This is a genomic window from Marilutibacter aestuarii (assembly GCF_006546775.1).
In the GTDB taxonomy this organism is placed as follows: Bacteria; Pseudomonadota; Gammaproteobacteria; order Xanthomonadales; family Xanthomonadaceae; genus Marilutibacter; species Marilutibacter aestuarii.
The window spans coordinates 1-12,599 of record NZ_VICE01000041.1 but is presented as its reverse complement, the minus strand read 5'-3'; the positions used below and the strand labels follow the sequence as shown (position 1 = coordinate 12,599).

The 12,599-nt window shown below is 69.3% G+C and carries 9 protein-coding genes; 7 read left to right on the top strand and 2 right to left on the bottom strand.

Annotated features, from left to right (window positions below; genetic code table 11):
* The first annotated feature begins 223 nt into the window (after positions 1 to 223).
* Together sucC and sucD are read left to right on the top strand one after the other, a co-directional pair.
* The gene (gene sucC, locus FKV25_RS04215) at positions 224 to 1,384 is read left to right on the top strand and encodes an ADP-forming succinate--CoA ligase subunit beta (protein WP_141517549.1); all 1,161 of its coding nucleotides are present in this window, start codon (positions 224 to 226) and stop codon (positions 1,382 to 1,384) included.
* A 109-nt stretch (positions 1,385 to 1,493) separates the two neighbouring features.
* Positions 1,494 to 2,369: a succinate--CoA ligase subunit alpha gene (sucD, locus tag FKV25_RS04210; RefSeq protein ID WP_141517548.1), complete on the top strand. Its 876-nt coding sequence runs from the start codon at positions 1,494 to 1,496 to the stop codon at positions 2,367 to 2,369.
* Between the two features lie 75 nt (positions 2,370 to 2,444).
* On the opposite strand, the gene FKV25_RS04205 is transcribed toward sucD, so the two are convergent.
* Positions 2,445 to 2,834 carry a tautomerase family protein gene (locus FKV25_RS04205; protein WP_141517547.1) on the bottom strand — a complete coding sequence of 130 codons (390 nt, stop codon included), beginning with the start codon at positions 2,832 to 2,834 and terminating at the stop codon, positions 2,445 to 2,447.
* 458 nt (positions 2,835 to 3,292) lie between these two features.
* Between FKV25_RS04205 and FKV25_RS04200 the strand changes: the two genes are divergently transcribed.
* Positions 3,293 to 4,960, top strand: a complete 1,668-nt coding sequence (locus FKV25_RS04200) for an NAD+ synthase (RefSeq protein WP_141517546.1) — start codon at positions 3,293 to 3,295, stop codon at positions 4,958 to 4,960.
* Between the two features lie 379 nt (positions 4,961 to 5,339).
* On the opposite strand, the gene FKV25_RS04190 is transcribed toward FKV25_RS04200, so the two are convergent.
* On the bottom strand, positions 5,340 to 6,200 hold the full coding sequence (locus FKV25_RS04190; RefSeq protein ID WP_141517544.1) for an outer membrane protein assembly factor BamD: 861 nt from the start codon (positions 6,198 to 6,200) through the stop codon (positions 5,340 to 5,342).
* Positions 6,201 to 6,302: 102 nt separating this feature from the next.
* Here FKV25_RS04190 and rluD point away from each other — a divergent pair, with 102 nt between their 5' ends.
* From rluD to clpB, 4 genes are all read left to right on the top strand, one after another.
* Entirely contained in the window at positions 6,303 to 7,277 is a 975-nt protein-coding gene (gene rluD / locus FKV25_RS04185; RefSeq protein WP_141517543.1) for a 23S rRNA pseudouridine(1911/1915/1917) synthase RluD, read from the top strand.
* A gap of 1 nt (position 7,278) precedes the next feature.
* Entirely contained in the window at positions 7,279 to 8,028 is a 750-nt protein-coding gene (gene pgeF / locus FKV25_RS04180; RefSeq protein ID WP_141517542.1) for a peptidoglycan editing factor PgeF, read from the top strand.
* 190 nt (positions 8,029 to 8,218) lie between these two features.
* On the top strand, positions 8,219 to 9,823 hold the full coding sequence (locus FKV25_RS04175) for a SulP family inorganic anion transporter (RefSeq protein WP_141517541.1): 1,605 nt from the start codon (positions 8,219 to 8,221) through the stop codon (positions 9,821 to 9,823).
* 127 nt (positions 9,824 to 9,950) lie between these two features.
* Complete coding sequence (gene clpB / locus FKV25_RS04170) at positions 9,951 to 12,536, top strand: ATP-dependent chaperone ClpB (RefSeq protein WP_141517540.1); 2,586 nt, start codon at positions 9,951 to 9,953, stop codon at positions 12,534 to 12,536.
* Positions 12,537 to 12,599 lie beyond the last annotated feature (63 nt).

The window sequence follows — 12,599 nt, the reverse complement described above, 5'->3', positions numbered from 1 at the left end:
GGGGCGGCGGACCCCCGGGGACCGAGTATAGGGAGCTGCGCCCGGGAAGTGTCGAAGCGGGCGCTCCGGCCGGGTCCGCCGCGGCCGGCTCCCCGTGGGGCCGGGCGGGCGGGTTTTGCCCGTGGCGCCCCAATCGGCGACAATGGCGGGCCCCATCGCGCCCGCTCCGGGCTTTCCGGAGCGCCGCCGCGAGGGACGTCTGTTCAACTCCCCTCGGTGACGCATGAACTTCCACGAATACCAGGCAAAGCAGCTCTTTGCCGACTACGGCATCGCAGTGCCGACCGGCCGCGTGGCCCGTACCCCCGACGAAGCCGTTGCCGCGGCCAAGGAAATCCCGGGCGACCTGTGGGTCGTCAAGGCCCAGATCCATGCGGGCGGCCGTGGCAAGGCCGGCGGCGTCAAGCTGGCCAGGACCTTTGATGAGGTCAAGGAATACGCCAAGGCCATGCTGGGCACGAAGATGGAGACCTACCAGTCGGCCGGCGTTGCCCTGCCGATCGATTCGGTCCTGATCTCCGAAGGCACCGACATCGACAAGGAACTGTACCTGTCGGTGCTGGTCGACCGCGGCACCCAGTCGATCACCTTCATCGCCTCCAGCGAGGGTGGCGTGGAGATCGAGAAGGTCGCCGAGGAGACCCCGCACCTGATCAAGACCCTCAACGTGAACTACGTCGAGGGCCTGCAGCCCTACCAGTGCCGCGAGCTGGGCTTCTCGCTGGGCCTGACCGCCAAGCAGGTCGGCCAGCTGACCAAGATCATGCTGGGCCTGTTCAAGCTGTTCAACGAAAAGGACCTGGCCCTGGTCGAGCTGAATCCGCTGGCGATCCTGACCAATGGCGACCTGGCCGTGCTCGACGGCAAGGTCAACAGCGACGACAACGCCACCTTCCGCCACAAGGACCTGGCCGCGATGCGCGACATCCGCCAGGAGGACGAGACCGAGGTCAAGGCCAGCCAGCACGACCTCAACTACGTCACCATGGACGGCAACATCGGCTGCATGGTCAACGGCGCCGGCCTGGCGATGGCGACCATGGACGTCATCAAGCTGGAAGGCGGCGAGCCGGCCAACTTCCTCGACGTCGGCGGCGGCGCCACCAAGGAGCGCGTCACCGAGGCGTTCAAGCTCATCCTCTCGAGCGACAAGGTCAAGGCGATCTTCGTCAACATCTTCGGCGGCATCGTCCGCTGCGACATGATCGCCGAGGGCATCATCGCCGCGGTCAAGGAAGTCGACGTCAAGGTCCCGGTGATCGTGCGCCTGGAAGGCACCAACGTCGAGGCCGGCAAGGAGCTGCTGAAGAACTCCGGGCTGGCGATCACGGCGGCCGACGACATCAACGACGGCGCCAGGAAGGCCGTCGCCGCCGTCGCCTGACAAGAGTTGCCGTAGCCCGGGTAAGCGTAGCGCACCCGGGGCACTCCCAACATTTTCCCGGGTGCGGCCCATGGCCTTCCCCGGGCTACGAGAAACAAGGGACTTTGCAATGTCCGTGCTAATCAACAAGAACACCAAGGTCATCGTCCAGGGCTTCACCGGCTCGCAGGGCACCTTCCACGCCGAGCAGATGCTCGAGTACGGCACCCAGGTCGTCGGTGGCGTGACCCCGGGCAAGGGCGGCACCGAGCACCTCGGCCTGCCCGTGTTCAACACCGTGTCCGACGCGGTCGCCGCGACCGGCGCCGACGCCTCGGTCATCTACGTGCCGCCGCCGTTCGCGGCCGACGCGATCCTCGAGGCGGCCGATGCCGGCATCAAGGTCATCGTCTGCATTACCGAGGGCATCCCGGTGCTCGACATGCTGCGCGTCAAGAACGTGCTCAACGACCACGACGACGTGGTCCTGGTCGGCCCGAACTGCCCCGGCGTGATCACCCCGGGCGAGTGCAAGATCGGCATCATGCCGGGCCACATCCACAAGCCGGGCAAGATCGGCATCGTCTCGCGCTCCGGCACGCTGACCTACGAAGCGGTCAAGCAGACCACCGACGTCGGCCTCGGCCAGTCGACCTGCATCGGCATCGGCGGCGACCCGATCAACGGCACCAACTTCATCGACGCGCTGAAGCTGTTCCAGGACGACCCGCAGACCGAGGGCATCATCATGGTCGGCGAGATCGGCGGCAGCGCCGAGGAAGAGGCCGCCGAGTTCATCAGCCAGTACGTGACCAAGCCCGTGGTCGGCTTCATCGCCGGCGCCAGCGCCCCGAAGGGCAAGCGCATGGGCCATGCCGGTGCGATTGCATCGGGCGGCCAGGGCACCGCCGAAGGCAAGTTCGCCGCGATGGAGAAGGCCGGCGTCACCACGGTGAAGTCGCCCGGCGACCTCGGCGCGGCGATCGCCAAGCGCCTCAACGGCTGAGCCGCGATCCGCCTCGTCGTACGAAAAAGGCCACCTCCGGGTGGCCTTTTTCGTTGCGTCCCCGGGCGGTGGGCGCTAGACCCCGACCGGGTAGTCGACCATCACCTCGTCGCCGGACTTGCCGGCCAGGCCCCAGTTCCAGCGGGGCGTCTCGGTGATGCTGATCTCGACGTCGCGTCGGGGAATCCCGTGGCGTTCCTCCAGTCGTTCGAACAACAGGCGGATGAGGGCTTTCTTGGCCGACATCGAGCGGCCCTCGAAACAGCTGATCTCCAGCACCAGGTAACGGTCGGAATGGCCGTCGGGGAAGATGAAGTCCTCCGGCGCCAGGCCGAAGAAGCGATGGAAGCGGTGCTCCGCCGGCAGGCGGAACGCTTCCGTCATGCAGCTGTGGATGGTGTCCGACAGGGCGCTGCGGATCGGGTCCAGTTGCGATTTGAGGCCGTATATCTTGATGCGGGACATGGGGTTGGACTGCTGGCTTGGCGGTGGCGGAAGGCTGCCGCAGGCGGTGGCGGGACGCTCGGGGGTGCGCCTGGATGGAGGTCCGTATCCTGTCGGGCCCACTCCCCGTGGGCCATTCGCGCGACCGGCGGGGCCAGGGCGGGAACGAGCGGCAGGGTATCAACAAAAAAACGCGGGGGGGAGGGAAGCCCCCACCCATCGCCGTCGGAAAACAGGCATGCTCGACCGGTCCTGGCGGCGGCCCGCCCGTCCAGCGCATGCCTGGCCGGTCGCCTGCGTCGTCGGGAGAGGCACCCGGGCTGCGGCCCGGGCGCGAATCCGCGGCCCGCGCGCAGCCGGAAGGCGCCCCGTGGGCTGGTGGCGCGCCCGCGGCTTCTGAAACAATGCCGGCGTCGCGCGTGATCGTGCGCGCCCGCTCCCGCGGCCGATCCGGCCCGACCAATCCCCCAGGTGGCTCCATGTCCCAGACGCTTCGAATCGCCATGGCCCAGTTCGACTTCCCGGTCGGCGCGGTCCAGGCCAACGCCGAACGCATCCTCGCGATGATCAACGAGGCGCGCGACGAGTACGGGGCGGACCTGGTGCTGTTCCCGGAGCTGGCCCTGAGCGGTTATCCGCCGGAGGACCTCTTGATGCGCCCCGGCTTCCTCGCCGATTGCCACGTGGAGATGGAGAAGCTCGCCGCGGGGGTCGCCGGCATCACCGCCGTCGTGGGCTGGCCGCAGTCGGCCGGCAGCGTGGTTTACAACGCGGCCAGCGTGCTGCGCGACGGCCAGGTGACGCATACCTACCGCAAGCGCGAACTGCCCAACTACGCGGTGTTCGACGAGCGCCGCTACTTCACCCTCGATCCCGACGGCGAAACCTGCGTGTTCGAGGTCGACGGCGTGCGCGTCGGCCTGGTGATCTGCGAGGACCTCTGGTTCGCCGAGCCCATGGCCGAGGCGGTCGCGGCCGGCGCGGAACTGCTGCTGGTGCCGAATGCCTCGCCCTTCGAGCGCGACAAGCATGCCGACCGCGACGCGCTGCTGGGGCGCCGCATCCGCGAGAGCCGGGCGCACGGCCCCGGGGTGGGCATCGCCTACCTCAACCTCGTGGGCGGGCAGGACGCGCTGATGTTCGACGGGGCATCGGTCGTCGCCGACGCCGATGGCAGCGTGCATCCGGCGGCCGCGGCCTTCACCGACCAGTGGCTGGTGGTCGATTTCAACCGCGAGCGCCGTGCATTCCTGCCCGTGCAGTGGATGGACGAGGGCGACGAGAGCCGCGATGCGCTGGCGTGGCGCGCGATCGTGCGCGGCACCGCTGATTACTGCCGCAAGAACGGGTTCGGCAAGGTCTGGCTCGGGCTGTCGGGCGGCATCGATTCGTCGCTGGTGCTGGCGTTGGCGGTCGACGCGCTGGGCGCGGAGAACGTGACCGCGGTGCGGATGCCCTCGCGCTATACCGCCGACCTGTCGAACGACCTGGCCCAGGTGCAATGCGATTCACTCGGGGTGCGTTTGCTGACCCTGCCGATCGAGAAACCGTTCCAGGGCTTCCTCGACGCACTCGAAGGCGCCTTCGAAGGCGTCGCGGTCGACACCACCGAGGAGAACCTGCAGTCGCGCACCCGCGGCGCATTGCTGATGGCGCTGTCGAACAAGTTCGGCGGGCTGTTGCTGACGACCGGCAACAAGAGCGAGTACGCCGTCGGCTACGCCACCATCTACGGCGACATGTGCGGCGGCTACGCGCCGATCAAGGACCTCTACAAGACCGAGGTCTATGCGCTGGCGCGCTGGCGCAACACGGTCGGTGGCAGCGCACCCAACGGGGGGCAGGTGATCCCGCAGGAGGTCATCGACCGCGCGCCTTCGGCCGAGCTGCGCGCCGACCAGAAGGACCAGGACTCGCTGCCGCCCTATGACGTGCTCGACGCCATCCTGCTGCGCTACGTCGACCAGGAACAGTCGCGCGACGACATCGTCTCGGCCGGCTACGACGCGGCGACCGTCGACAAGGTGCTGCGCCTGGTGCGGATCAGCGAATGGAAGCGGCACCAGTCCGCGCCTGGGCCCAAGGTCTCGCGCCGCGCCTTCAGCCGCGAGCGGCGCTACCCGATCACCAACGGTTACGGGTTCTGAGGGCTCGGGCGTAAGTCCCGGATGCGCGTGGGCCGTCTGGCCCGCGCGGTTTTTTGCCCGTCATCGCCAGGCGACGGGCCGTGGGTGTTCAGGGTGTCCTCCGGAAGGGGCAGTTCCTACGGGTTCGAGACAGGGCTCAGGGGCCGCCGCGAAGCGAGGAGCTGGATCCCAGCGTTCGCTGGGATGACGGCGTTGGGCGAGGGCTGTGGCGGAGGCCACGCGAGCCGATGCGGGGACCGTCCGACTCCCGACTCCCGACTCCCCATTCCCCATTCCCCATTCCCCATTCCCCATTCCCCATTCCCCATTCCCCATTCCCCATTCCCCAAAAAAAACGCCGCCCCAGGGGCGGCGTCTTCGCATCGGGAACCGGGTCCCGTTACATGTTGTCGAGGGCCGACTTCTCGCCCGCGAAGGGGTTGAGCTTGCGCCAATCGCTCGGGTAGTCGGGCCAGTTCTTGCCGGCCAGGTACGGATGGTCGGGTTCCTTGGCCTGCAGTTCCTTGCGCGCGTTCTCGGCCAGCGCATCGTTGCCCATGCCCTCGTACGCGAGGGCGAGGGTGGCGATGGCGTCGTTCTGGTACATGCTGTCCGGGTAGGTCTTCATCAGGTAGGTCGCCCGGTTCGCTGCCGCCACGTAGGCGGTGCGCCGCAGGTAGTACAGGGCGACGTCCATCTGGTGGCGCGCGAAGGTGTCGCGCAGCTCGGCCATCTTCTCCTCCGCTGCCGCCGCGTAGCGGCTGTTCGGATAGCGGTCGACCACGAGCTGGAAGTCGTTGTAGGCCTGGCGCGGCGTCGAGAGGTCGCGGCGGCTGGAGTCCAGGCGCCAGACGCGCTGCAGGAACACCGCGTCGCGGCTGGAGTTGGTCAGCCCGCGCAGGTAGTACAGGTACGCTGCGTTGCGGTGCGTGGGGTAGGTGCGCAGGAAGCGGTCGATGCTGCTGATCGCATCCTCGTGCTTGCCGGCCTTGTACTGGGCGTAGGCGATCTCCATCAGCGCCTGCTCGGTGTACGGGCCGTAGGGGTACTGGGCGACCAGGCGCTTGAACGTGGTCTCCGCGCCGGACCAGTTCTCGTTCACCATCGACTTGTGCGCTTTCTCGTACAGCGCTTCGACGGGCTGGCCTTCATCGGCGTCCTTGTCCTTGAAACGCGAGCAGCCGGTGGCCACGACGAGGGCGAGCACGAGGATGCCGGCCAGGCGGGGCAGGGAACGGGCGAGGGTGGAACTTGCGGTCATGGGAAGCTTCAACGGGCGCCGAGGGCACGAACTGCCGATAATAGCAGTCCGGGCCCCCGTGGCCTTAATCGATGCCCAGCCCCGGCAAGGCCGCCCCAGACAATGACCGATACCCCCTCCCCGCTGACCGCCACCGTCCCCGACCATGCCGCCGGAAGGCGCTTCGACGCCGTCCTGGCCGAACTGTTCCCGGCCTATTCGCGCTCCCGCCTGGCCGCCTGGATCAAGTCCGGCGACGCCCTCCTGGACGGCCAGCAGGTCCGGCCGCGCGACCCGGTGCGCGGCGGCGAGGCCGTGGCGCTGCGGGTCATCGAGGAGGTCCAGACCCATTCCGCGCCCGAGGCGATCCCGCTGGACGTGCTGTTCGAGGACGAGCACGTCTTCGTCATCAACAAGCCCGCGGGCCTGGTCGTCCATCCCGGCGCCGGCAATCCCGCCGGCACCCTCGTCAACGCCCTGCTGCACCGCGACCCCAACCTGAACACGCTGGCCCGCGCCGGCATCGTGCACCGGCTCGACAAGGACACGTCGGGCGTCATGGTGGTGGCCCGCACCCTGGTCGCCCACACGGCCCTGATCGAGCAGCTGTCCTCGCGCCAGGTCCACCGGCAGTACCTGGCCGTGGTGGTCGGGTCGATGGTCGCCGGCGGCACCGCGGATTTCCCGATCGACCGCCATCCGCGCGACCGCATCCGCATGGCGGTGCGCGAGGACGGACGCGAGGCGGTGACCCACTACCGCCTGCGCGAGCGCTTCCGTGCCCACACGCTGCTGGAGTGCCGGCTGGAGACCGGCCGGACCCACCAGATCCGCGTGCACATGGCGCACGTGAAGTACCCGATCGTTGGCGACCCCATGTACGGCGGACCGCTCAAGCTGCCCAGGGGCGCGACGCCCGAACTGGTCGAGGCGCTGCGCGGTTTCAAGCGCCAGGCCCTGCATGCCGAGACCCTCGAGTTCATGCATCCGGTCAGCGGCGAACCGGTCCGCTGTTCGGCGCCGATGCCGGCCGACATGCAGGCCCTGGTCGCGGTGCTCCGGGAAGACAGCCGGCTGGCCCACGAAGCGGCCCGCTGAGATGGCGACGCCGTGGTTCGAGGTCGATTGGCCCGCGCCGCCGCGGGTCCGCGCGATCAGCACCCTGCGCCACGGCGGCGGCCAGTCGCCGCCGCCCTTCGACGACTTCAACCTCGGGCTGCGCTGCGGCGACGCACCGGAGAGCGCCCAGGCCAACCGCGAGGCATTGATCCGGCGCGCAGGCCTGCCTTCGGCCCCGCGCTGGTTGCGGCAGGTGCACGGCACCGGCGTGCTGCGCCTGGGGACGGCGGGCGACGGTGGAGAGCCCGAGGCCGACGCCGCGGTGACCGCCGAGCCGGGCGTGGTGATCGCCATCCAGACCGCCGACTGCCTGCCCGTGCTGTTCTGCGCCGACGACGGTCGCGAGGTGGGTGGCGCGCATGCCGGCTGGCGTGGCCTGGCCGCCGGGGTGTTGGAAGCGACGGTAGCGGCCCTGCGCACGCCGCCCGATCGCCTGTGCGCGTGGCTGGGGCCCGCGGCCGGACCCGTGGCCTATGAAGTGGGCGAGGAGGTCCGCGAGGCATTCGTGTCCAGCGACCGCGGCGCGGAGGCCGCGTTCGCCGCCACCCGGCCAGGCCACTGGAACGTCGACCTTTATGCGCTGGCGCGCCGCCGCCTGGCCGTCGCCGGTGTGCCCTCCGGACGGATCCATGGCGGCACGCGCTGCACGATCTCCGAGCCAACGGCGTTCTTCTCCCATCGCCGCGACGGACGCAGCGGGCGCATGGCCAGCCTGCTGTGGATCGAATGAACGCGGCGCGATGCGGCGGCTGGGGGTACGCGTGACGTGCCGACGAGCACGGTCGGAAGCGTCCGCCCTGAGCAGCATGACCCGCCCGGGCGTGCGCCATACTGGAGCCGGACAGCATGCAGGGGCGGCGACATGAAGAAGGAGACGTCGGTCGTGGCGGCCGCGCGGGTCGCGAACCGGAGGGGCAGCGATGACTGAGCGCGCTGCGCCGCGCTGGTTCGTGCCCGGCGACCTCAACGGCTTCTTCGGGCTGGTCGTCGACAACCTGTCGATCCTCGGCTTCATCGCGGCCGCGCTGGTCGGGATCTTCGGCTTCCCGGCCGAGGTCGTGTTCACCCGGATGTTCCCGGGCACCGCCTTCGGCGTGCTGGTGGGCAACCTGATCTACACCCTGATGGCGCGCCGGCTGGCGCTGCGCACGGGGCGCGACGACGTCACGGCGATGCCGCTGGGCCTGGATGCACCGACCAGCATCGGCATGGCCCTGCTGGTGCTCGGTCCGGCCTTCACCCGGTTCCAGGCCGAGGGCATGGACACCGAGGCGGCGGCGCTGGCGACCTGGCAGCTGGGCATGGCCGCACTGATGGTGATGGGCACGCTGAAACTGGTGCTCTCGTTCGCCGGCGACCTGATCACGCGGATCGTGCCGCGGGCGGCACTGTTGGGGTCGATCGGCGGCGCCGCGCTGGTGCTGCTGGGCTTCCTGCCGCTGATCGAGACCTTGCGCTCGCCCGTGGTCGGCCTGGCGACGTTCGGCCTGCTGCTGTACGTGCTGGTCGCGCGCGGCCGGCTGCCGGTCCGAATCCCGGGCGTGCTGCTGGCCTTCCTGGTGGGTACGGCGCTGTACTACGGCCTCGGCATCGCCGGCCTGGGCGCGCCGGGCTTCGCCCTGCCACGCGCGATGCCGCTTGGCCTCACGCTGCCGTGGCCGGGGCTGGGTTTCATCGACGGCTTGCCACTGACCGTGCCCTACCTGTCGCTGTTGCTGCCGTTCGGGCTGTTGATGGTGGTGGGCGGCATCAACGTCAGCGAGAGCGCGCGCGCTGCCGGCGACGACTACCGCACCCGCGACGTGCTGCTGGCCGAGGCCGTGTCGACCCTGGTCGCCGGCCTGTGCGGCGGCGTCGCGCAGACCACGCCCTACATCGGCCAGCCCGCGTACAAGCACATGGGCGCGCGCATGGGCTACACGCTGTTGACCGGCCTGTTCATTGGCATCGGCGGCATGCTGGGCTTCGTGTCGGGCCTGGTGCAGTGGCTGCCGCTGGCGGTGCTGGCGCCGATCATCGCCTACGTCGGCCTGGACATCACGGTGCAGGCCTTCCAAAGCACCCGCCGCGAGCACGCGATCGCCGTGGCCCTGGCGTTCCTGCCCTCGGTCGCCTACCTGCTGGTCATCAAGCTCGGCAATCCGGCCTGGATCGAACCGGCGCGCTTCGCCGAGCTGTATGCCCACGGCGAAGGCAGCGGCCTGCCGGAGCTGGCCACCATCGTGGTCCTGGGCAATGGCTTCATCATCACCGCCATGCTCTGGGCCTCGGCCCTGGTGGCGATGATCGAGGGGCGCCTGCGCCTGGCGGCGGGCTGGCTTCTGGCCGCGGCCGCGCTGTGCCTGTTCGGCGTGATCCACTCGGTGCACCCGCAGGGCGGCATTTACCTGCCATGGGCCCTGCAGGGGCTGGGCCGGGTCATCGCATGGCAGTTCGCGGCGGGCTACGCGGTGCTGGCGGGCATGCTGGCCCTGCTCTCGCTGCAGGCCGCCGGCCCTCGCGAGCGGGCGCCACCCGGGGCGTAGGCGCGCCTCGACATTGCATGAACAGCCGTTTGCGCATCCTTGAATCGCGCTTGAATCGTCGGCGCGCGAGCCGCATTTCGCAGTCATGCGGCAATGCGGCCGCCCCCGTTTTCCGAGGATTCCCCACATGCGGATGGACAAGCTGACTTCGCGCTTCCAGCAGGCGATCGCCGATGCGCAATCGCTGGCGGTCGGGCGCGACCACAACGTGATCGAACCGGTGCACCTGTTGACCGCGCTGCTCGACCAGGCCGGCGGCGGCACCCGGCCGCTGCTGGTGCAGGCCGGCGTCAACGTGCCCCTGCTGCGCGAGCGCCTGGGCGAGGCGTTGGAGAAGCTGCCGAAGGTCAGCGGGCAGGAGGGCAACGTCTCGGCCGGCAACGACCTGGCACGGCTGCTCAACGTGACCGACAAGCTCGCCCAGCAGCGCGGCGACGCCTTCATCGCGTCCGAGTTGTTCCTGCTCGCCGCGCTCGAGGGCAGCAGCGAGGCAGGCAAGCTGCTCAAGGCCGCCGGCGCCGACAAGGCCCGCCTGGAAGCGGCGATCGACAAGGCCCGCGGCGGCGAATCGGTGCAGTCCGAGAATGCCGAGGAACAGCGCCAGGCGCTGGAGAAATACTGCGTCGACCTGACCGCGCGCGCCGAGTCCGGCAAGCTGGACCCGGTCATCGGTCGCGACGAGGAAATCCGCCGCACGGTGCAGGTGCTGCAGCGCCGGACCAAGAACAACCCGGTCCTGATCGGCGAGCCCGGCGTGGGCAAGACCGCGATCGTCGAGGGCCTGGCCCAGCGCATCGTCAATGGCGAAGTGCCCGAGGGCCTGCGCGGCAAGCGCGTGCTCGCGCTCGACATGGGTGCGCTGATCGCCGGTGCGAAGTTCCGTGGCGAGTTCGAGGAGCGCTTGAAGGGCGTGCTCAACGACCTGTCCAGGGACGAGGGCCAGGTGATCCTCTTCATCGACGAGCTGCACACCATGGTCGGCGCCGGCAAGGCCGATGGCGCGATGGACGCCGGCAACATGCTCAAGCCGGCGCTGGCGCGCGGCGAGCTGCACTGCATCGGCGCGACCACCCTGGACGAGTACCGCAAGTACGTCGAGAAGGACGCCGCGCTCGAGCGCCGCTTCCAGAAGGTCTTCGTCGGCGAGCCCTCGGTCGAGGACACCATCGCCATCCTGCGCGGCCTGAAGGAGAAGTACGCCGTCCACCATGGCGTGGAGATCACCGATCCGGCGATCGTCGCCGCGGCGACGCTGAGCAACCGCTACATCGCCGACCGCCAGTTGCCGGACAAGGCCATCGACCTGATGGACGAGGCGGCCAGCCGCATCCGCATGGAGATCGACTCCAAGCCCGAGGAGCTCGACCGCAAGGAGCGCCGGCTGATCCAGCTCAAGATCCAGCGCGAGGCACTGAAGAAGGAGAAGGACGACGCGTCGAAGCAGCGGCTGGCCGACCTCGAGGCCGAGATCGCCACGCTCGAGCGCGAGTTCAATGACCTGGAGGAAGTGTGGAAGGCCGAGAAGGCCACCCTGCAGGGCGCGACGAAGATCAAGGAGCAGATCGAGGCGGCCAAGCTCGAGCTGGAGGCCGCGCAGCGCAAGCAGGACTTCGGCCGCATGAGCGAGATCCAGTACGGCACCCTGCCGGAGCTGGAGAAGCAGCTGCAGGCGGCCCAGGAGGCCGAGAAGCAGGGCTTCAGCCTGCTGCAGGACAAGGTCACCGCCGAGGAGATCGCCGAGGTCGTCGCGCGCTGGACCGGCATCCCGGTGTCGAAGATGCTCGAGGGCGAGCGCGAGAAGCTGCTGAAGATGGAAGAGCACCTGCACGCGCGCGTGGTCGGTCAGGAGGAGGCGATCAAGGTCGTGTCCGACGCGGTGCGCCGCTCGCGCGCCGGGCTGTCCGACCCCAACCGGCCGAGCGGGTCCTTCCTGTTCCTCGGCCCGACCGGCGTCGGCAAGACCGAGCTGTGCAAGGCGCTGGCCGAGTTCCTGTTCGACTCCCCGGACGCGATGGTGCGCATCGACATGAGCGAATTCATGGAGAAGCACGCCGTCTCGCGCCTGGTCGGCGCGCCCCCGGGTTACGTCGGCTACGAGGAGGGCGGTTACCTGACCGAGGCGGTGCGCCGCCGGCCCTACAGCGTGATCCTGCTCGACGAGGTCGAGAAGGCGCACCCGGACGTGTTCAACATCCTGCTGCAAGTGCTCGACGACGGGCGCCTGACCGATGGCCAGGGCCGCACGGTCGACTTCCGCAACACGGTCATCGTGATGACCTCCAACCTCGGCAGCCAGATGATCCAGGAGATGTCGGACGACGACTCCGCCGAGGGCTACACCAAGATGAAGGCGGCGGTCATGGGCGTGGTGCAGAACCACTTCCGGCCGGAGTTCATCAACCGGCTCGACGACATCGTCGTGTTCCATCCGCTGGGCAAGGCGCAGATCCGCGAGATCGCGCGGATCCAGATGGCTGGCCTCGACAAGCGGCTCGCCGAGCGCGGCCTCAAGCTCGAACTGGGCGACAACGCGCTGGCGCTGCTCGCCAACGTCGGCTTCGACCCGGTGTACGGGGCGAGGCCCTTGAAGCGGGCGATCCAGCAACAGCTGGAAAACCCGCTGGCGCAGCGGATCCTGTCCGGCGAGTTCGTGGCCGGCGACACCATCGTGGCCGATGCCGAGGGCGGCCAACTGGTGTTCCACAAGCCCTGAGTCCCTCCCGCCGCGGCCACCCTGGCCGCCGCGCCGCCGTCGGGTGCTCCGGCGCCCGTCGGC